The organism is Amycolatopsis sp. 195334CR (assembly GCF_017309385.1).
In the GTDB taxonomy this organism is placed as follows: Bacteria; Actinomycetota; Actinomycetes; order Mycobacteriales; family Pseudonocardiaceae; genus Amycolatopsis.
In genome coordinates this window covers 4,423,406-4,445,291 of the sequence record NZ_JAFJMJ010000001.1, presented here as the reverse complement: position 1 = coordinate 4,445,291, position 21,886 = coordinate 4,423,406, and the positions used below count along the sequence as shown (strand labels likewise).

The window sequence follows — 21,886 nt, the reverse complement described above, 5'->3', positions numbered from 1 at the left end:
GCAGTGGCATCGACGCAGGCCCTCGTAGCTCAGCCGGATAGAGCAAGAGCCTTCTAATCTCTAGGTCGCAGGTTCGAGTCCTGCCGGGGGCACCACCGGAGGGGGAGCGATGCCGGGAACGGCATCCTCCCCACGTCACCTACTGCCGTGGACGGCAGCGCCTTCTCCACCCTCACCGCGGCCCGCCATCAGCGGGCCAGCCGACGACGACCTCGTCCGTCGTCCTGTCGTTGACCACGTTGCCTCAAACGGCGGCCAAGCACGCCCGCCGCCCATCACCCTCTGTAACCGTCAGGAGACTCCCATGGACCAGATGGAGCCATCGCCCGGCCGCCGGGCCCACAACCGCGCCGCGCGTCCGGCGTTCGACGAAGCCCGGCGCGCCGGTCTCGCCCAGCGGCGCCTGCGCAAGCTCAAGTACCTCACCAGCCACCCGCAGACCGTGGTGCACCTACCGCCGCTCCCGGCCGAAACCCCCGACTACCTGCCCGCCGCCTGATCCGCCGGGAAACGTGCCACAAGTCATATTCGCGCAATTGCTTTTTCTGCCCGTGCTCGCACAAGGAATGAAACCGGTGAATTCACGGTAAAGCGGACTCGGCCACCGGGGGTGGATAAAGCACCAGGCCGGGAACACTTTCTGGTGGTTCGCCGCGTGGCTTGCGGCCGTCCGTACCGCGCGCGTGCCATAGTGACGATATCCACGGTGAGAGAAAGGCGGTGCGCGGAAGTGCGTCTCCTGGGCCGCGATCCCCCGGCGCGGGCACACGGCAATCCGGAGACAGTTCCGCACGACCGAAGGACCGAATCTTGCTCAGCATTCCGAAGCGGCGCGCTTGGTCCGCGGCGGTGCTCGCCGCACTGACGCTGACCGCGTGCGCACCGGCCTCCACCGAACCAGCACCGCCGTCGCCCCAGGCCCCACCGGCGCCGACCGCACCGCCGGTGGCGACCAGTGCGGCCGCCACCCCGCTCGATCCGGCTGTCGAGCAGGAGTTCAACCGGCTGCAGACGCAGCATGACGCCCGGTTGGGCATCTACGCGGTGGACACCGGGTCGGGGAAGTCGGTCGCCTTCCGGGCCGATGAACGGTTCGCGTACGCGTCCACGTTCAAGGCACTGGCCGCCGCCGCGGTACTGGACACGACCACGCCGCAGCAGCTCGACGAGGTGGTCCGCTACACCGCCGAGGACATGCTCGCCAACTCGCCGATCACCGAACAGCACCTCGACACCGGGATGACCCTGCGCGACCTGTGCGACGCGGCGGTCCGCTTCAGCGACAACACCGCGGGCAACATCCTGCTGCGCCACGTCGGCGGACCGGCCGGGCTGGATGCCGCACTGACCGCGATCGGCGACGACGTCACCTCCGTCGACCGCTACGAACCCGACCTGAACTCGGCTATCCCCGGCGATGTGCGGGACACGAGCACCCCGCGCGCGATGGCAGGCAACCTGCGGCAGTACGTCCTCGGCGACGCGCTCGCCGAAGACGACCGCGCCGTACTCACCGACTGGCTGCGACGCAACACCACCGGCGCTACGGTCATCCGCGCCGGCGTGCCCGGCGACTGGGTTGTCGGCGACAAGACCGGCAGCGGCTACTACGGCGGGCGGAACGACATCGCCGTGCTCTGGCCGCCGAACCGCGCGCCGATCGTCATGGCCGTGATGACCAGCCGAGACGAACCGCGCGCCAAACGCGTCGACGCCCTACTCGCCGATGCAGCCCGCGTCGCCGTCACCGCCCTGAACTAATCGACTCCACCTACGCGCTACCTGCTCGCGGGACGCCCCACAGTCCGGACCAGAGCCGGGACCGGAACCGGGACCAGGACCAGGGTCGAGGCCGGTCCCAGACCGGCTTGACCGGACCGGGACCGGCACCGGCACCGGGACCGGGACCGGCTCGCGGCGAGCAGCCCCGCCCAGGCAAGTCGGCCCACGTCGAGGTCACCAACGACGACCCAGCCTTGCCGACGGCGGACGCTGACGACCCCACAGGCGCACCGCGACCACCCGAGCCCACCACCTCCCGCGATCGCCACGGCCGGTGTTCTCCGCCGCCCGAGGCCCCCACCACCCTCGATCGCCGCCGCTCGGGACCGCGGCTGCCCAGGACCACCACAGCCGGGGACCGCCGCAGCCGGGCGCTGCGCGCCGTTAGCACCCGCACGACATCAGCCGAGTGCTTGAGCGAGATCAGCATGCTCTGCCCTGGGGACGAGGGCGCCATCCGGCAGGGTGGGCGAGGTCGGCTCATTTATCGCCTTGCGGCTGCGCTTCGCTGGGAGCCGCGCTTCGCCGAGTCACGTCTTGCGGGGATGGTGCAGGCTGTGCGCCGATCAACCGCTCGGGGTCATCAGTGCGGGTTGGCAGGGCGGCCGCCAGTGTTCTGACCGGTATGGTTCGCCGGGGTTGAAGCGGAGGACTGCAGTGTTCGTTGAGGTCGTCTTCACGGGGTTGCCGATCGACCGCGACGAGGTCGAAGAGGCGTTGGAAGCCGCGTTCGCTTCCGATGGTGAGATCACGGGCGCGGGCAGCGGCATGGGGCGTTGCCATCTCGACCTTGAGATTGAAGCGAGTGTGGACCCGGGGACGGCATTGGATCGGCTCCGTGGCGTGCTGTCCCACCTCGGCATCGAGGAGCATGCGACGCTCAACGTCAGCGATTGATCACGCAGCTGCCGTGCGCCCGCCCCAGCGGATGCCCTTCTCGCCGCGGACACGGGCAGGTTCGTGTCGTGGTGCGGCCAGCACGTCGGGGTGGCGGGGCGTTGTTGGCGGGACGGGTTATCTGCGCGGGTTGGTGGCGTGGGCGCCCGAGGCAGGTTGGCAGCGCGGTTTGGCAACGTGGGTTGGCGGCGCGGGTTGGCTGCGTGGGGTGGCGGCGTGGGCGGGGATCGGCATCGGCCGTTGCGGTACGTCCGCGGTGGGGCGCAGTTGGGCTAGCGGTGGACCTGTCCGGTGTGAGCGGTTGGAGTGGCAGAAGCACGGCCGTCGTGGGTGGGTGGGGTGGTGCGGAACCAGGTGAAGACGTTGTTCCGGATGGGGTGGTGTCGGAGGCTGGTTTCGAGGGCCCTGGTTTGGGGTCGGAGGGGGCGGGCGCCTCGGTGGCCTAGGCAGCGGGCGACCTCGTCTTCCCAGCGTGCTTCGGTGTGGGGGTGGGTCGCGGTGAACCGCGGGTGGGCGGCTAGCCAGCCCCGGAGTGCCGGAGGGAACGCCAGGCAGACGAGGTGGACGGCTCGGGTCGGCGGGACGATGTGGTCGAGGCGGGTCAAGAACTGCAAGCAGGCGGCCGAGGGCACAGGGTGCGGGGACACAGCGCCCGGGGGCGCTGCGCCCGAGAGCATTGTGGTCAGGGGCGCAGCGCCCGAGGGCACTGCGGAAGCACCCGGCGGTCCCGGCAGATCGGAAGCACCGGGCAGGTCGGGAAGGTCGGCGGCACTGGTCGGGGACACAGCGGTTGGAGGCACAGCACCCGAGGATCCAGCGCACGGGGGCACAGCACCCGGAAGCACAGCACCCGTGGGGACTGTGGGTAGGGGTGCGGCGGTTGGTCGCCTGCTTGCTGCGTCTAGGTGGTCGAAGAGGGTTGCGGTGCCTGGGTTCATGGGGAGCACCGGCCGGTCCCGGTGAAGGGGGTGGGGGGCCAGTTCCAGGGCCAGCACTCGGGTGGGTGGGGCGAGGTATAGGCCGGCGAGGGCCGTGATTCGGGCGGGTAGGTCCGCGTGGTCGAGTGGGTGTCCGGGGGTCACGGCGGTGGGTTAGCTGTCGGTGCGTTGGTACCAGGTGTCGCCGACGACCATGTCTTGGATTCCCCTCGACTCGCAGTAGAGAACTAGGTCCGACATGCGGTTGATGAAGCCCTCGCCGTTGAAGTTGAGGGAGGTGTTGCACAGGACGCCCAGGCCCCGCTGAGCTGCGAACGAGGTCAGCAGCCGATGCATCTGCGGGTTCCCCGAGTCCCGGACCGTCTGGACCCTGGCCGAACCGTCCACATGAGTCACTGCGTGCACGCCGCTGGACTCGCGTACGCGACGAAAATAGAGCATGTACGGGTCTTCGAAATCCTCGTGGAAAACCTGGCCCAGGTCCTCTACGCGGCACACTGGGGCGATGGGGCGGTAGTCCTCACGTTTCTTAATCTCGTTCAGCCGATCCTTCGTTGCGGCGCTGAAGGGTTCGGCCAGCAGGGAGCGGTTGCACAGTGCGCGCGGGCCGATCTCCCAGCGGCCCTGGACCCAGGCCACGACCCGGCCGCCGGACAGTGCGCTGGAAAGGGCGTCACAATCCAAGGGGCGCGAGCTCCACCTCGACGGATCGGGCTGGGTGTCGGTGACGAAGTCCAGTCCGCTGTAGACGTTCCACTCGATGTGCGGGTCGCCGGTGAAGGTGGCGAGGGCGTCGATGGCGGTGCCCAGCGCGGAACCCGAGTCATTGGTGCACGGCGCGACAAAAACCGACGAGAAATGGCCGAGCTGCGCCCACATGCTGTTCCAGTCGCAATTGAGACCGCAGCCGCCGGAAATGTAGAGCGGGGTGCCCGCGGGCAGCTCCTCGCGCGCGACCTCGGCGAAGGTCTCGAAGAGGCGTTCGGTGAGCAGTGCGGCGGCCGTCTTGCACTCCGGCGATTCGACGCCCGCGTTGTACAGCACCGAGTCCCGGTACTCCGCCTTGGGCGCCGGGTACATCGAGTCCTGCTTGAGGATGCGTTCCACGACGTGGGTGATGTCGGGGTTCGCGTCGGCGGCGTTGCCGAAGGCGGCCAGTGCCATCAGCTTCCCCGCGTCGTTGAGCCGGGGTTTGCCGCCGGTCGTCGGGAAGGTCGGGTCGGCCAGGCCGAACAGGAACGAGTAGCGTGCGCCTGGGCCGGTCATCACCGGGATCTTGCGCACGATTCGGTTGCTCGCGTCGACGACATAGAAGGCACCGACGTCGCCTTCCCAGACCAGGACCGTCCGCAAAGGACTGTCATCATCCTTCGGCGCCATGCCCAGGGCCATGTAGATGTGGGAGCGCTCGTGCGTCGAGCTGAAGAACTTGACGTCCTTGCCGAAGAAGCGCCGGGTGGAGACGATGGGGTCCTGGATTCCCTCGTACCCCGCGCCCGTGTACGCGATGCGGCTCGACGCGAGGTCGCTCCAGCCGCCGAGGGCAACCACGTCCGGCACGGCGTCGAGCCGTTCGGCGAGGTCGAGGATCGTCGTCGGCAGGATCGGCGAGTACCGCGGCCGCGAGTCCTTCTCCGATTCGAGCGAGTACAGCAACCGGCGACCGCCGATCGCGGCGACGGCACCGTCGTGCCCCGGCTTGAACGCGACGATGAGCATTCGTTCCTCCAACGCGTGGCAGGGATCGGTTCCGTTCCCCGGCCCGGTTCGCGGGCCGGGGAACCGGCACGGCTTTACGAGGTGACCGCGTGCATCGTGACGTAGTTGGTCCCGATCCAGTCCCCGAACGTCGCCGTCTCCATGTCGAGGCTGACGTCGAGGCCGTAGCGCCGGGCGGCGGGCACCGAGAAGCTGAAGTCGGTGGACGGGCGCAGGAAGAACACGCTCGACGTGCGGTCGCTGCCCTTCAGCATGCTCGCGTCCGGCGAAACGACGTGGTGGTTCGGCGCGGGCACGGCGCCCTGCGTCACCAGCGGCGCGATCGCACCGCACAGCACCACCACGGCGTCCTCGATGTGCGGCAGGCTCACCATCTCACCGTCGACCTCGGCCTGCAGGCTGACAAAACCGTTGGCGCACGGGGTCTGGTGGATGAAGGTGATGATCGACAGGTCGTAGTGCGGCGCCATCCGCCGGGGCTCGTACTCGGCCGCGCGGTGTTCCGGGACCTCCGGGAAGTACCGCAGGCGCAGCACCGGGTCGCAGTCGAGCAGGGTGTCGAGGTCCTCGCCGTCGTAGGTGCCCGTGGCGGTCAGCACCAGCCGCGCGGTCTCCTGCGCGGAGCGGTACAGGGTGTCGAAGTAGTTCGTCCACACCGATTCGAACTTCTCCGACGGGAACAGGTTGCCGCCGATGCCCATCGAGTACGACATCGAGTAGTCGGTGTAGGTACCGGTGTTGGTGACCTGGGCGGTGCTTTCCGCCTCCAGCGCCGAATACCCACGCCGCATGGTCGGGATCTTCGTGGTGACGGCCTGCTTCTCCTCGGCCGTGCCGTGCGCGAAGAAGTCCATCGCGGTGTCGGTGGCCACCCGGTGGTCCTGTTCCGTGGCGCCGTAGCCGGTGAGGTAGAAGACGCCCTTCCGCGCCCACTCGCGGAACTCGTCGCCGCGGGTGCCTTCGCGCAGTTCGGCCATGGTGAAGACCGGTACCGTCTTGTCCGACATTTTCCCCTGCTCCTTAAAGGTTGTTCACTCGTGGAAGGCCAGCGCGCGCAGTTCCAGGGACGTGCGCAGGTGACCGGTCGACGGCCCGTTCTCGTCGAAGAAAGCCGTGTGCGGGCACAGCCCCGCCACGTCGCTCAGCTCACCGCCGGCCGCGTCCTCGCTGACCGACGCCAGACCGCGGCTCGCGCTGTCGTAGCACTTGAACACCAGCGCTTCGGCCGGGGAGAGCGAATCCCAGTAGTACCAACGGTGTCCGGGATTGTGCCGGACCGAGTAGTTCTCCCGGTCCTTGAGCCACTCCGGGAAGTCCAGCCGGGTCGGCACCAGGTCCGCGGCGAGGTCGAGCGACCGGAAGTCGCACACGGCCAGCGGGAAGTTGCGCACCGGTTCGAGCAGCGGCCGCCAGACGTTGATGATCTGGAACCGCCGGAACTCCCGGCCCGGTCCGGTGTGCCGGGCCGCCCTGGCCCGCGCGCTCTTCGGGCTCTGGTCGATGTGCACCCGCTGGTGCGGCGACTGCGCGGCCGGATCACCGGATTCGGCCGCGTCCTGCCGCCGGACCGTGGCGTCGAAGAACTCCACCCGGTCCGCACCCGTCAGCGACTTCAGCAGCTCACCCGTTTCGCGGCGGTAACCGTCCAGCGCGCCTTCGTCGCCGTCCAGCAACGCCCGCTGGTCCACCGCCGTCGGCACGTCGACCTTCTCGAACCCCGTTTCGTCGAGCGACGGCCGGAACCCGCCTTCGCGCAGGTCCTCGATGGTCGTCTCCATGCCCACCTTGCGGAAGTTGAACAACACCTCCGGCGGCCGGGTCACGGCGTCGATGCACCAGTCGTCGTCCCCGCCGGCCGGTGTCAGCGGGGCGGCGTAGTACAGGAGACTCGATACGGTCGGCACGGTTACCTCCCCCGCTCGCCTAGGCCGACGGCGCCACGCGGCGCAGCACCCCGCGGTCCAGCTGGGAACTGGCGTTGGCGTAGACCATGTCCATGCTCAGCACGTCGCGGAACGCGGCGAGGTACTCGGTCAGCAGCTTCGGGCAGTACCGGTGCCAGTACGGGATCATGTCCTCGATGATGAAGTAGTCGCCCTCCACCAGGAGGTGGTCGACCGACCACTTCATGATGTTGAAAGTGTTCGCGTGCGCGTCGTCGATGAACACCAGCGGGTGCGGCAGGTCGCGCAACTGCTCGAAGGTGGTCAGGTCGGCGCAGTCGGCTTCGCGCAGCGAAATGTTCTTCATCTCCGACTGGGGGATCTGGCAGCGGCTCAGGTCCCGGTCGATGCCGAGCACCTGGCAGTCCAGGCCCATCAGGTCGGCCATGTCGCGGAACCAGACCAGCGAACCACCGCTGTACACCCCGAGCTCGATGATCGTGCGCGGGCGCAGTTCGCACAGCAGGTCGTGGTAGGCGGCCTGGGTGTCCGGGTCCTTGAGCATGCGCAGGCCCCGCCACTGGTAGCGGGAGAAGTCGGGGTAACCGAGGTCGCGGGGGGCGTCGGCCCAGCGGTCGAGCGGCCAGTCGCGCGGGCGGTCGCTCAGCACCGGCGGGTGGTAGACCGGGTCCTCCCCCAGCCCCCGGAACTGGTTCAGGTCCAGGAAGGTGTCCGTCATGCGTGCTCCTAGTGGTTGCGATCGGCAGTGTGGTGGGGGTATTCGGTGGATCCAGGTTTCCGCTGGGCGTGCGGCCGGGAGACCCTCGTACCGGCGTTGTACTCGGGTCTTCCGGCCGTGCGTCCAGCGGGAAGCTGGGCCGCCGAGACCCCCGGCAGACTTCCGATCGTGACCACTCAGGTCTGCCCGTTCTTCACGATCAGCGAGTGCAGACCGTGGTTGAGGTAGTGGCCGTAGCGGACGGCTTCGTTGCGCTCGCCGTCCGGTGCGCCGTCGGGGTGGAAGGGTTCGAGCAGCGTGTGCTGCCCGGCGTGGAAGAAGAACGGCAGCGACAGGCGCTCCGCGTTGACGAACTTCACCCGGTGCAGCGGGGCCGGGAAGTAGTCGTGCGTCAGGTGCGCCAGGTACGTGCCGGCGTTGACCAGGAAGTTGTCCTCCGAGGTGGGCAGGTCCCGCCAGCCGTCCACGGTCTCGACCTGGAGGTTCTGCACCTGGGTCTGGTACAGCACGGTGATCATCGAGACGTCGAAGTGGTCCTCGAAGCTCAGCTTCGCGCCGTCCGGACCGGTTTTCACCGGCGGGTAGTCCTCCAGGTACGGGTACCGGATCAGCGAAACCGAGGAGAGCGTGTCCGCCTCCTTCAGCTCCGGCTCGAAGAAGTCCTCCGGCTTGCCCAGCGCCAGCGCGAACCCGCGCATCATCACCTTGGACAGCCGGTGCATGGTCCAGTAGTACTGCTCGCAGAACGGGCGGAACCGCGGGTGCTTCCGCTCGTCCGGCCAGATGTTCACCTCGTGCATCGGCGTGCCCGCCCTGATCTCCGGGTGCTCCGCGGAGAACGACGGGTTCAGGTAGCAGAAGGACTCCACCGCCTTCTTGCCCGGGATCGCCTTGTAGTACCCGTTGCGCACGTGGGGGTTGTCCGGGTTGTAGGCGTTGATCGCCAGTTCGTGCTTCTCCTCGTCGGACATGGTCCGGTGGAACTCGTTCACCACGTCCTGGAGCAGTTGCACGTCGACACCGTGGTTGGCGGCGTAGAAGAACCCCGAGCCGCGGCAGGCCTTGTTGATCTCCTGGCCGACGCGGACCTTCTCATCGGTGTTGTCCCCGAACAACGGCGAGACGTCGATGGTCGGCACCTCTGCTGTGGGCATTTTCATGAACTTCTCCCTAGGCTCGACGAAATCCGCTCGCACATGGCCTTGACCAGCTTCGTGTTGCGCACCCACGAGTGGTGCGTTTCCCCTTCCAGCACCTGGAGTTCGATCGCTTCGGCGGGCAGGAGGAGGTCGAGGTTGTTGTAGGGCGTGCCCTGGTAGAACTCGAACATCCGCGGCTGGTGCGGGCCCTGCACCACGTCGTTCAGCTCGCCCGCCTTGAACAGCACCAGGTTCCCGAGGCGGTCGGCGAGCCGCGCGAGGTCGGCCTCGTCCGGCAGGTAGTGGTAGTTGATCGGGTCGAGGATGTCCTCGACCTCGGGCAGGCCGATGCTCGCCGAGGCCTGCCGCATGCCGAAGTACGGATCGATCAGCAGCAGGTCGGCGATCCGCTCCCCCGCCCGCGCGAGCTGGCGCGAGATCTCCAGCGACAGCACGCCGCCGAAGCTCCAGCCGAGGAGGTGGTACGGCCCGGACGGCTGCAACCGCCGGATGTGCTCGACGTAGTAGCGGCCCAGTTCCTCGAACGAACCCATGGGAGAGTGCAGGTGCACGTTGTTGAACAACACGAGCCGGTGTTCCGGCAGCTCGCGCGCGATGTTGCTCAGGTAGCTCTCCGCGCCGCCTTCGCCCGGCGGCAGCACGAAGAGCGTCGGCGCGGCGTCCTCGTTCACCAGGATGTACGGGTCGAACAGGTCGGTGCCGGTGTCGCGAACGGGCTCGTTGCGGGCAACGGTCGCGGTGTGCGCGATCAGCCGTTCCAGCCACACCTTCAGCTCGCTGGCGAACAGCCGGGTGGCGGCCTCGCCGAGCAGGCTGTCGACCACGGCGACCAGGCGGCCACCGGTGCAGCTCATCGTCACGTCGATGCTGGACCGGTTCGCCGCGCGGTTGCCGTCCACCGTGTGGCTGCCCGACATCGCCGCGTCGAGCCGCCACGCCTCGGTCGGCTCGGGGCCGGCGTCGCCCAGCCTGCCGAGGTAGTTGAAGCTGACCGCCGGCAGCGGGGCCCGGCCGCCGAACAACGCGCCGTAGCCGATGCCGTGGTGCGGGATCCGCCGCCGGTTCTCCTTGGTGGCGCGCACACTGCGGCCGAGGTCGCCCGGATCCACCTCGACGGCGAACGGGTGCATGGTGGTGAACCAGCCGACCGTGTCCCGCACGTCCGGCGCGCCGTCGAACAGTTCGCGGCCGTGGCCTTCGACGGTGAGGTGGTTCACCGGCTGCCGGGTGATCGACCGCAGCGCGAACCCGGTCGCGGTCAGCAGCAGGTCGTTGACCTCGGTGTCGTAGGCCCACGGGCTGTCCGCGAGCAGGGTCCGGGTGTGCTCGGCGGTGAGCGCGAACTCCTCGCGCCGCCGGGTGCCGCCTTCGGTCTGCGCCAGCAGTTCCGGCGACTCCATGTCCCGCGTGGTGTCCGCCCAGAACCGGCGTTCGTCCTCGTGCGGGGTGTACTCGCGCACCGCCTGGGCCCACTGGCGGTAGCTGGCCGTCTTCGCGCCCAGTTCGCCGCCGTTGTACAGGATCTCCAGGTCCTGGGCGAGGATGTGCCAGCTGACCGTGTCGACCACGAGGTGGTGCACGGCGAACCAGACCCGCGCGGTGCCGTCCTCGAACCCGTGCAGGTAGGCCGCGCAGGCGGTCGGCCCGTCGGCCAGGTCGAACTCGCTCTGCCAGTCGACCAGCCGCTGTTGGAGGCCCCCGTCGCGCACGTCGAACTCGTGCACCGTGAGCGCCGGGGCGTTCTCGGCGTAGACCTGACCGCCGGATTCCGGGAAGCGCAGCCGGAAGGCGTCGTGGTGGTCGACGAGCCGGTCCACCGCGGCACGCAGCCGCGACGGGTCCAGCGGCGGCGTCTGGATCGCGAAGTGGTGGTTCCACCGGTGCGGCTCGGGCAGCGGCTTCGCGAAGAACCACTCCTGGATCGGCAGCATCGGGCACTCGCCGGTCAGGCGCCCTTGTTCGGGCTCTTCCCCACCGCCGGTGGCGGCCAGACCGGAGAGCACGTGGTCGGCGAACTGCCGCACGGTCGGGTAGTCGAAGACGTGCTTGACGCTGATCTTGTGCTCGACCTCCCGCTGCACCTGGCTCGCCAGGTGCAGTGCGCTGATGCTGTCCCCGCCCGAGCGGAAGAAGTCGTCGTCGATGCCAACCGAGCCACCTGGCAGCTGCGCGCTCCACAGCTGGCACAGCCGGGCTTCGACGCGGTCGCGTGGCGCCGCGTAGGCCGCGCGCTTCGGCGAGAAGTCCGCGCTGGGCAGGGCGTCGACGTCCAGCTTGCCGGTGATCGTCATCGGCAGCGGGCGATCGAGCCGGACCAGCAACGACGGCACCATGCTCGGCATCAACCGCGCGCGCAACTGGGCGAGGAGGTCGCTTTCGTCGACGGACGCGCCGGGCTCGGGCAGGTAGTAGCCGACCAGCCGTTTGCGCTCCGGCGCCTGCGGGTCCGCACCCGCGAGCACCGCGCTCTGACGCACTCCCGGGCACGCCGCCAGCACGGCCTCGACCTCGCCGGGTTCGATGCGCAGGCCGTTGATCTTCACCTGGGCGTCGTTGCGGCCGAGGTACTGGAGTTCGCCGTCCGGACCGCGCCGGACCACGTCACCGGTCCGGTAGATCATCGGGTACCGGCCGGCCTCGGCCGGGAACGGGTTCGGCAGGAACCGCTCCCGCGTCAGCTCGGGCCGGTGCAGGTAGCCCTCGGTCACGCACTCGCCCGCCACGTACAGCTCACCGACCGCGCCCGTGGGCAGCAGCTTCAACCCGTCGCCGAGCACGTACAGCCGCGTGTTGCCGAGCGGCGTGCCGAGCGTGTTCCGGTAGGGGTCGCCGGGCTCGAAGCGGTGCACGGTGTTGTACACGGTGGTTTCGGTGGTGCCGTAGGCGTTGAGGATCGGGCCGTCGAACTCGCCGCGGAGCTTGTCGAAGTGCTGCGGCTGGAAGGCTTCGCCCGCGACCAGCACCCGGCGCAGGTGCGTCAGCCGGGTCAGGTCGAAGCGCTGCACCTGGGTCGGTGTGCCGCTGAGGTAGCTCAGGCCTTCGCGGTTGGCCAGTTCGTAGAACGCCGGATCGTCGGCGGCCGAGGGCGGCGGCACGATCAGCTTGTGCCCGCCGAGCACGGAGAGCGCCAGCTGCTCGACGGAGAAGTCGAACACGTAGTTCGCCAGGAACAACACGGCTTCGCGGGTCTCGCCGGGCGAGCCGAAATAGCGCAACTGCGCGCGGAAGCTGTCGACCGAACCGTGTGAGACGAGCACCGCCTTGGGCTTGCCCGTGGTGCCGGAGGTGTAGATCGCGTACGCCAGCTCGGTGCTCGTGGTGTCGGTGACCGGGGTCGCCGGGGACTCCTGGTGCAGTTCGAGCTGTTCGAGATCCAGCACCCGCACCGAGGACAGCCCGCGCACCCGCGGACCGTGGGCCTCCCCGGCGAGCACCAGCTTCGCGCCGGTGTCCGACAGCATGAACGCGATCCGCTCGTCGGGATAGCTGGGATCGACCGGCAGGTACGCCGCGCCCGCCTTCCACACCGCGAGGATCGCGACGATGGTCTGCTCGGTCTGGTCCAGCACGAGGCCGACGAGGTCGTCCCCGCGCAGTTCGGCCCACGAACGCAGGTGGTGCGCGAGGCGGTTGGCCCGCTCGTTCAGCTCCCGGTAGGTCAACCGCGCGTCACCGTGGACCACGGCGATCTCGTCGGGCCACGCGGCGGCCATCTCCTCGAACACCGCGTGCAGCGTGCGGGTCTGCCCGGTGGCTGGTTCGGCGGGCACCGACAGCAGGGCGGCCTGGCCGTCCGAGTCGAGCGCGGTGAGTTCGGCGATCGGGGTTTGCGCCGCCGCCCCGGCGAATTCGGCCAGTACGTGCTTGAAGGTGGCGATGAACCCGCTGGCACTGGTGTCGTCGAACAACGCGGCGGCGTAGGTGAGGTTGCCCGCCAGCCCGGTCGCCGTTTCGGTCAGCGTCGCCGACAGGTCGAACTTCGTGGTGGTCCAGCCACCGGCGTCCGGCTTGTACTCGGTCAGCGCGCTGGTGTGGTCCGAGACGTTCTGCAGGGTGAAGTTGAGCTGCAGGATCGGGTGGCGGCTCGGGTCCTTCTCCACCGCGAGTTCCTTGACCAGCTGCTCGAACGGCAGCTCGCCGTGCACCTGCGCGGCCACCACGGCCTCACCGACCGAACGCACGTAGGCGGGCACGGTCGCCGCCGGGTCGATGCGGACCCGCAAGGCCAGCAGGTTCGCGAAGAAGCCGATCGTGCGGTCGAACTCGGGGCGGCCGCGGTTCGCCGACGGCGTGCCGATCACCAGGTCGTGCTGCCCGGTGTACAGGTTCAGCATCACGCACCACGCGCCGAGCAGCACGCTGTAGAGGCTCACCCTGGCCGTGCGGGCCAGCTCGCGCAGCGCTTCGGTGGTCCGCGCGTCCAGCTCGAACTCCAGCTCGCGGCCGCGGTAGTCGAAGCGCGGCGGACGCGGGTGGTCCAGCGGCAGGCCGATCGTCTCGAACCCGCCGAGCGCGCCCGTCCAGAACTCGGTCAGCGCGGACAGGCGCCTGCCGGTCAGGTACTGGCGCTGCCACACGGCGAAATCGCCGTAGGTACCGCGGAGCGGGCCGAGTTCGGCGCCGTCCAGCAGGGCCGCCAGTTCGCGGCGGAATAGGTCCCACGACCAGCCGTCGAAGCAGGTGTGGTGCACCACGACGCTGAGGTACAGCTCACCGTCGAACTCGACGAGCTCGGCGCGGATGGGCAGTTCCTCGTGCAGGCGGAACACGTGGGCGGCGTGCCGGACCAGCACCTCGTCCAACTCCGCACGACTGTCCACTGTAGAGAAAAGGACACGGAATTCGGCTGTGGGACTGGGGAACTGCCGTCGCACGCCTTGCTCGTCGGTCTTGAGCAGGGTGTGCAACGCCGGGTGGCGGCGGACGAGCGCGCCCAGCGCCGACGGGACCGCGTCGCGGTGTTCCACGGGCAGCCGGAGCACGAACGGGATGTTGTAGGCCGCCGTGCCGCCTTCGAAGTCGTCGATGAACAGCAGGCGTTCCTGCGCGAGCGACACCGGCGGGTTCTCGGCCGCGGCGGGCAGCGGGGTCCACGCCGAGTGGTCGAGCGAAGCCGCCTGGATGTGCTCGGCCTGCGCGGCGAGCGTCGTGTGCTGGAGCACGGTCGCGACGCCGAGGCCCTGGCCGAAGCCGGTGGTGATGGCCTGCGCCAGCGCCATCGCGCGAATGCTGTCCCCGCCGAGCGCGAAGAAGTCGTCGTGCACGCCGATGCGGTCCGGCGCGACCTCCAGCACCTGCGACCAGATACCGCACAGCTTCAGCTCGAACTCGCTGACCGGCGCCACGTACTCGGCGCCCTCACCGGCCCCGAAGTCCGTCTCCGGCAGCCGTCGCGCGTCCAGCTTCCCGCTCGGCGTCACCGGGATGTCGGTGATCCGCAGGACCCGCGCGGGCACCACGGACTCGGGCAGCTTCTTGCGCATCCACTGCTTCAGGTCCTGCTCGTCGAACTCCTGCTCACCGACGTAGAACCCGACCAGGTACTTCTGCCCCACCGCGTGCTCACGGGCGACCACCAGCGACCGGACCACGCCGGGGTAGGAGGACAGCGCCGCCTCCACCTCGCCGAGTTCCACGCGCTGACCGCGGATCTTGACCTGGAGGTCGGTGCGGCCGAGGTACTCCACCTCGCCGTTGGGCAGCCAGCGCACCAGGTCGCCGGTCTTGTAGAGGCGGCCGTTCTCGCCGAGCCGCGCCTCTTCCGGGGTCTGGAACGGGTTGTCCACGAACCGGTCGGCGGTCAGGTCCTCCCGGTTGAGGTAACCCCGGGTCACGCCGATGCCGCCGATGTACAGCTCGCCGATCCCGCCGACCGGTACCGGTTTCATCGCCTTGTTCAGCACGTGGCACTTGGTGTTGGCGACCGGGAAACCGATGCTCTTGTTCACCCGGTGCACGTCCGGCGGGTAGGGCCGTTTGTGGCTGGTGATCGAGATCTCCGTGGGCCCGTACCCGTTGATGATCAGGCCGGGAAAGGTACCGCGGATCTTGCTGAACACCGGTTCGGTGAAGTCCTCGCCGATCGCGTCGATCCGGGTCAGCGAGGTGGCACTCGAGTAGTCGTAGAGCGAGAGCACCGACGGCGTGCCGGACAGGTAGGTGACCTGCTCGTCGTTCATGTACCGGCAGAGGCGCTCCGGGTCGGTGCGCATGCTGTCGTCGAGCACCACCAGCTTCTGCCCGTTGAGCAGCGCGTCGGTCATCTGCTCGACGAAGTGGTCGAAGATGTAGTTCGAGAACGACAGCAGCGCCTCGTCCCGGTTCTCCTTGCCCAGGTTGAACAACTTCGCCAGGGACACCTGGAGGTTGACCACGCCGCGGTGTTCGACGAGCACGGCCTTCGGCTTGCCGGTGGTGCCCGAGGTGTAGATCGCGTAGGCGAGGTCGGTGCTGGTGGTTTCGGTGACCGGGTTGGTGGCGGGCTGGTCGTCGAGGTGCAGCAGTTCGATCTCCAGCACGTGCCGCGACGAGGCGTCCGGCAGCGCGCGGAGGCGTTCGCTGTGGATCTCGTTGGTCACCACCAGGCGGGCCGCCGTGTCCTCCAGCATGAACGCGATCCGGTCGTCCGGGTAACCGGAGTCGATCGGCACGTACGCGGCGCCGGTCTTCCAGGCGGCGATGATCGCGGTGATCATCAGCTCGCTCTTGTCCAGCACCAGCGCGACGAGGTCGTCCGGGCGCAGCTCGACCACCGAGCGGAGGTAGTGCGCCAGGCGGTTGGCCCGCTCGTTCAGTTCGCGGTAGGTGAGCCGGTTTTCGCGGTACACCACGGCGATCTCGTCCGGCCAGCGCGCGGCCATCTGCTCGAACACCGCGTGCAGCGTCTTGTCCGCGGGGAAGTCCTCGGCCGTCTCGTTCCACGAGTCGAACCGCGCGAGCATCGCCGGGGAGACCAGGTCCAGTTCCCGCACCGGCCGCGAGATGTCCTCGGCCACCTGGCGGAACAGCGTCCGCGCGACTTCGAGCAGGGTGTCGATGGTGTCCTCGTCGAACAACTCGCCCGCGTACCACAGGGTGACGGTCAGCTCGTCGCCCTCTTCCCGCGCCACCACGGCGATCGGGTAGTCGACCTTGTCGGCGTCGTAGGCCTTCTCGAAGCGCAGCAGTTCCTGGTGTTCGCGCTCCTCGGCTTCGTCCAGCAGGCGCGGGTAGTTCTCCAGCACCAGCAGCGTGTCGAACAGGCGGCGCTTCATCTCGCCGCTCTGCAGCCTGCCCAGTTCCACGATGCTCTTGGTGTTCATCGTGTTGACCGTGGCCTGGATGTCGCGGACCGCTTCGGCGACGCTGCGGCCCGCCTGCTCGTCGTGGTCGACGATCAGCGGCAGCGTGTTGATGTAGAGGCCGGCGGAGTGCTCGATGCCGTCGACGGGCAGGTTGCGGCCGGAGACGATGGTGCCGACCACGGTGGTGTTGCCGCCGCCGATGGCGTGGAGCACCTTGTGCCAGACGAACTGCAGCACCGAGTGCAGGGTCACCTGGTCGGCGGCGCACCCGGCCTGGAGCGCCTCGGTGAGGTCCGCACCGAGGCACAGCTTCCTGGTCCGGTGCTGCTGGACGTGGTCGTAGTCGGCCAGCGAGACGCGGTACCGGCTGCGCTCGTTGAGCAGGCCGGCGAAGTCACCGCGCTCGTCGATCCGGCCGAGCTGCTCGACCCAGTAGGCGGCGTGGTCGTTGCGGTGGCTTTCCCAGTACCGCTGGGCCGCCACGTACGCGTTGTCCACATCGGACTCGGCGGGCCGACCGGCGAGCAGGGCGAGATAACCCCGGTGCACCTCGTCGTGCAGCACCGGCAGGCTCCAGCCGTCCAGGATGATGTGGTGGCAGCTGAAGATCAGCGAGAACAGGTCGTCGCGCTGCTTGATCAGGTAGACGCGGAAGAGCCTGCCGCCGGCCAGTTCGTAGGGCTCGGTGCGGTCGCGTTCCTGGAGCTCCCGGATCTGCCCTTCCGCGTCGGCCGACGTGCTCAGGTCGACGAAGCGCCAGTCGAACGGCTTGTCGTCGTTGTCGACGATCTGGACCGGCTCGTCGCCCCATTCGAAGCGCAGGCGCAGCGCCGGGTACTTCTGCCGGGCGAGCTGCCAGGCGTCCTTCATCAGCTCCGGCCGGATGGGCGCGTGGTAGTGGTGCACCGACTGCACCACGTACGCGTCGTCGCCGCCGGCGGTCTTCAGGTGGTGGTAGAGCAGGCCCTGCTGGAGCCCGTTCGCGAGCATGCGGACCGGCTCGCTGCCGGTGGTCACCGCCTCGGTCACCACCGCCGATTCGGCGCCGAGTGCCTGCTGCTCCAGGTACCCGGCCAGCGCGCCCAGCGTGCGCAGCGCGAACACGTCCTCCACGCCGAGCGAGAGGGCGAACCGCTGCCGCACCCTGGCGATCAGCAGGATGCACGAGATGCTCTGGCCGCCGAGCCGGAAGAAGTCGTCACCGTCGCCGATCCGGGAAGCCGGGACACCGAGCACGTCGCTCCAGATCTCCCGCAGCCCGCCGAGAACGCCGTCCGCGGGCACGTGCTCGCGCTCGTCGACGCTGACGTCCGGCAGGGCGCGCCAGTCGACCTTTCCGTTGACGTTGACCGGGATGCTCGACATCGGCACCATGCGCGCCGGCACCATGATCCGGATGAGCCGCTGTTCGAGGAAGGCCAGCAGATCGGCCTCGGTGACTTCCGCCGAGTCCTCGGCGATGTAGTACCCGACGAGGTGACGGCCGCCGGTGGCGTTCTCCTTGGCCACCACCACGCACTTGCGCACGCCGGGGAACTCCGTCGCCTGCGCCTCGATCTCACCCGGCTCGACGCGGACACCGTTGAGCTTCAGCTGGAAGTCGCTGCGGCCCATGAACTCGACCTCGCCGTTCAGCAGCACCCGCGCGAGGTCGCCGGTCCGGTAGAGCCTGCCGTTGCGGCCGCGGGCCTTCTCCTCCTCGGTCTGGAACGGGTTCGCGGTGAAGCGCTCGGCGGTCAGGTCGTCGCGGTTGAGGTACCCGGGTGCGACCCCGCAGCCGCCGATGTACAGCTCGCCGATCGCGCCGATCGGCAACTGCTTGAGGCCCTGGCTGAGCACGTACCACTTGACGTTGCGCAGCGGCCTGCCAATGCTGCGGTCGCGGCGCTCGGTCACGCCCGGCGCGAACTCCTTGATCGCGGTGACGAACGCGGCCTCGGTGAAGGCGTACTCGTTCACGACGTGCCCGGTGAACCGTTCGCGCAGCTGTCGCAGCCCGGCCGCGGTCAGCTCTTCGCCGACCAGCAGCAATTTCCGCAGGCTCGGGCACCGCCGCAGGTCGAAGTGCTGGAGCACCGAACCGGTGGCGTTGAGGTAGGTGACGCCGTACCGCTCGATGTACTCGGGGAAGCGGTCGGGGTCGAGCCGGACGTCGTCGGGCACGATCACCAGCGTCTGCTCGTTGATCAACGCGATCAGCGTCTGGCGCAGGTGCGGTTCGAACACGTAGGAGGCGAAGAGCGCGACGCGTTCGGTGCCGGGGCGGCGCATGTCGTAGCGCTCGGAGAGGTCGGTGATGCTGTTGACCACGCTGTAGTGGTACTTCGGCACGCCCTTGGGCACCCCGGTGGTGCCCGAGGTGTAGGTGACGTACGCGCGGTTCCGGCTGCTGAGCCCCAGGCCGGGGTTCTCACTGGCGGACTCGGCGTGGTGCGCGGCCAGCACCGCTTCGACCTCGATGACGTGCACCGACGCGTGCTCGGCGCCGAGTACTTCGCGGAGGCGGTCGGCGTGACGGCGGTTCGTCACGATGCCGGACAGCCGGGTGTCGCCGACGATGAAGCGGATGCGCTCGGCGGGATAGGCCGGGTCGATCGGCACGTAGGCCGCGCCCGCCTTCCAGATGCCGAAGGTGGCGACCACGCCCAGTTCGCTCTTGTCCAGGTAGAGGCCGATCAGTTCCTCGGGCTGGACCCGCACCGGCGCGCCGAGCAGCCAGTGGGCGAACTGGTTCGCGCGCTCGTTGATCTCGCGGTAGGTCAGGGCGGTTTCCCCGCAGACCACCGCCTCGCGGTCCGGCGCGCGCCGCACCACGTCCTCGAAGATCTCGTCGAGGCGTCGGTCCTCGTCGAACTCGCCGTCGGTGCCGTTCCACTGGTGCAGCTGGAGTTCCTGCTCCGCCGAGACCAGGTCGAGGTCGGCGACGAGCTGCTCGGGACGGCCGATGAACTGACCGAGCACCTCGCGAACGACGTCGAGCACGCCCGCGATGATCTTGTCCTCGAACAGCTCGCCGGCGTACGAGAGCGTCCAGTGCAGGCAACCGGCCGCCGCGTCGTCCCGGACGATCGCCACCAGCGGGGACGGCGGCAGTTCGGGCAGCGTCAGGTGCCGGTCGGCGAGCACGAGCAGGGCGTCGAAAAGGCCGCGCTGCAACAACTCCGGTGCAGCGAGGTATCCGTCCTGCCGCCGGACCTCGTCGTCGATCTGCTCGGCCGCGGCAGCGCAGGTCAGCCCGGCCTGGTCGAGGTGGTCGACGATGACCGGGAGCACCCGGCCCTCCTGGAGGAAGGCGATCACCGTCTGGTGCCCGTGCCCGTAGGCGTGCAGCACGCTGTGCAGGGTGGCGAGCGCGAAGGCGGCGAGCGAACCGCGGTCGCCGAGGGCTTCCTTCAGCGCCGTGTAGTCCTGCCCGGAGAAAACCAGCTCCTGCTCCTGGGTGGCGCGGACGCCGGACCCGTCGTCACGGACGGCGACGCGGTGCCGCCACTCGTCCTTGAGCAACATCTCCAGGTCGCAGCGCTGACCGGCGATCGCGTCGATGCGCTCGCACCAGTCCGCGGCCGACTTCAGGTGTCGTGCTGACGTCATCGAGGAAGGTCCTTCTCGTCAGGAAAACGGCGGAAGAGGTCGGCGATCAGGCGTCAGCGAGCGCCACGCTGCTCGCCAGCGCTTCGAGCCCCAGGTCGATCTCGCTTTCGGTGATCGTCAGCGGCGGCCGGAAGCGCAGGCTGCGGGTACCGCACGGCAACGCGATCACCTGGTGCTCGGTGTACATCCGCCGCAGGACGAGGTCGCGCGCATCGGCGTCGGGCAGGTCGACCGCGCACATCAGGCCGCGACCACGCGCGTTGGTGATCTCGGCGTGCTGCCCGGCCAGCGCTTCGAGCCCGTCACGCAGGTACTTCCCGCGCTGCACCACGGCGTCCAGCAGCTGCGTGCGCTCGATGGTCTCCAGTACGCGGGTGGCGCGGACCATGTCGGCCAGATTCCCGCCCCAGGTCGAGCTGATCCGGGAGGACACCGCGAACACGTTGCCCGGCACCTCGCCGATCCGGCCGCCGCCCATCACTCCGCACACCTGAGTCTTCTTGCCGAACGCCACCAGGTCCGGACGGAGCCCCAGTTGCTGGTAGGCCCAGGCAGTACCGGTGAGCCCGCAGCCGCTCTGCACCTCGTCGAGCACGAAGAGGGCGTCGTGCCGGTGACACAGCTCCTGCATCGACTGGAGGAACTCGGCGCTGAAGTGGTTGTCGCCGCCCTCGCCCTGGATGGGTTCGGCGAGGAAGCAGGCGATCATGCCGTCGGCGGCGCGGAAGGCCGCCTCCGCGGCGGCGAGCGCTTCCCGCTCGGCCCTCCGGTTGGCCTCGGTGTGCTCGGCGAGGGGGTGCGCGAGCGCGGGGGCCGGGATGCGCGGCCAGTCGAACTTGGGGTAGCGCGCGGTTTTCGCCGGGTCGGTGTTGGTCAGCGACATGGTGTACCCGCTGCGGCCGTGGAAGGACCGCTCCAGGTGGAGCACCTGGAGCCGGTTGACCGCGTGCTCGTCCAGCCCGAGTTTCTGCGCCTTCCAGTCGAACGCCGCCTTCAGCGCGTTCTCCACCGCCAGCGCGCCACCGTCGACGAAGAACAGGTGCGGCAGCAGCGGATCACCCAGCACGCGGGCGAAGGTGGTGACGAACCTGGCGTACGGCACGGTGTAGAAGTCGGGGTTGGACGGCTTGTTCACCGCCGCCGCCGCGAGTTCGGCGACGAACGCGTGATCGTCCACTATGCAGGACGGGTTGATGCCGAGTGGCGCCGAGGCGAAGAATGAGAACAGGTCGAGGTAACGGGTGCCGGTGACGGCGTCGACGAGCCAGGAACCCGAACTCGCGGAGAGGTCGAGCACCAGGTCGTAGCCATCGGCGAGCACGTGTCGTGCGAGCGCCTGGTGCACGTCGCGGGCCGCCGGTGCGGCCGGCGGGCGTGCGGGAGGCATCTCCAGAACCATGCGGTCCCCCAACGTCTGCGTGTGGTGGGAAAAGGGCCGTTCGAGTTACCCCATCCGCCCGTTCGGCGGCAGCGGGGCATACGGATAGTGAAGTACGGATCAGCGAATTCGCTCAGCGCACAGTTGCTCCACCCAGTGCCATTTCTTGGTATTGCCGGATGACCGCGCCGGGAAATGATCAGCGCACATCAACACGTGGCAGCTTGCTCGCCACTCGACCGAGGCTAACAGCGCGCGCCGGACCGGAAACCGCCATTGGAGTGACACCCTTCGACGGGGTGCCACAACTCGGGGGGCCGTCAGACCTCCTCCGAGTGGAGCGCGCGAATCGGTTGCCCACAAGGGATTTCGCCAGGTCGCGCGCAGTGCGCACGACCGCTCACATCACCCGTGTCCGGTTTTTCTTTGCCAACCCGCGGAGCCGACTGGTAGCCTTTCGACATCGGCTGCGGGCTCCGCCTGACAGTTCGCCGCGGCACTGCGGCTCCTTGGGGA

General features: G+C 68.9%; 10 protein-coding genes and 1 tRNA gene. 4 read left to right on the top strand and 7 right to left on the bottom strand.

The annotated features are described in order from the left end of the window. Positions 1 to 18: 18 nt before the first annotated feature. The 4 genes from JYK18_RS20780 to JYK18_RS20765 all read left to right on the top strand — a co-directional run bounded on the left by JYK18_RS20780 (position 19) and on the right by JYK18_RS20765 (position 2,679). Positions 19 to 95: transfer RNA gene (locus JYK18_RS20780), tRNA-Arg, on the top strand. Between the two features lie 209 nt (positions 96 to 304). Further along, a complete protein-coding gene (locus JYK18_RS20775; protein WP_206803596.1) occupies positions 305 to 499 on the top strand; it encodes a hypothetical protein in 195 nt (64 codons plus the stop codon). 308 nt (positions 500 to 807) lie between these two features. Beyond that, the gene (gene bla, locus JYK18_RS20770) at positions 808 to 1,761 is read left to right on the top strand and encodes a class A beta-lactamase (protein ID WP_374195055.1); all 954 of its coding nucleotides are present in this window, start codon (positions 808 to 810) and stop codon (positions 1,759 to 1,761) included. 678 nt (positions 1,762 to 2,439) lie between these two features. Next, positions 2,440 to 2,679, top strand: coding sequence for a hypothetical protein (locus tag JYK18_RS20765; RefSeq protein WP_206803594.1), 240 nt, complete (start codon positions 2,440 to 2,442; stop codon positions 2,677 to 2,679). A gap of 1,091 nt (positions 2,680 to 3,770) precedes the next feature. On the opposite strand, the gene cmcH is transcribed toward JYK18_RS20765, so the two are convergent. The 7 genes from cmcH to lat all read right to left on the bottom strand — a co-directional run bounded on the left by cmcH (position 3,771) and on the right by lat (position 21,379). Further along, entirely contained in the window at positions 3,771 to 5,336 is a 1,566-nt protein-coding gene (gene cmcH, locus JYK18_RS20760; RefSeq protein ID WP_206803593.1) for a carbamoyltransferase C-terminal domain-containing protein, read from the bottom strand. 74 nt (positions 5,337 to 5,410) lie between these two features. Beyond that, complete coding sequence (locus JYK18_RS20755; RefSeq protein WP_206803592.1) at positions 5,411 to 6,343, bottom strand: 2OG-Fe(II) oxygenase family protein; 933 nt, start codon at positions 6,341 to 6,343, stop codon at positions 5,411 to 5,413. Positions 6,344 to 6,367: 24 nt separating this feature from the next. After that, a complete protein-coding gene (locus JYK18_RS20750; RefSeq protein WP_206803591.1) occupies positions 6,368 to 7,240 on the bottom strand; it encodes a CmcJ/NvfI family oxidoreductase in 873 nt (290 codons plus the stop codon). Positions 7,241 to 7,259: 19 nt separating this feature from the next. Beyond that, entirely contained in the window at positions 7,260 to 7,958 is a 699-nt protein-coding gene (locus JYK18_RS20745; protein ID WP_206803590.1) for a CmcI family methyltransferase, read from the bottom strand. Between the two features lie 176 nt (positions 7,959 to 8,134). Then, the gene (locus JYK18_RS20740) at positions 8,135 to 9,112 is read right to left on the bottom strand and encodes an isopenicillin N synthase family oxygenase (protein WP_206803589.1); all 978 of its coding nucleotides are present in this window, start codon (positions 9,110 to 9,112) and stop codon (positions 8,135 to 8,137) included. 2 nt (positions 9,113 to 9,114) lie between these two features. Continuing rightward, positions 9,115 to 19,992 (bottom strand): non-ribosomal peptide synthetase, encoded by a 10,878-nt coding sequence (locus JYK18_RS20735; protein WP_206803588.1) that lies wholly within the window; start codon positions 19,990 to 19,992, stop codon positions 9,115 to 9,117. Positions 19,993 to 20,038: 46 nt separating this feature from the next. Beyond that, a complete protein-coding gene (lat, locus tag JYK18_RS20730; RefSeq protein ID WP_242579296.1) occupies positions 20,039 to 21,379 on the bottom strand; it encodes an L-lysine 6-transaminase in 1,341 nt (446 codons plus the stop codon). Positions 21,380 to 21,886: the final 507 nt, after the last annotated feature.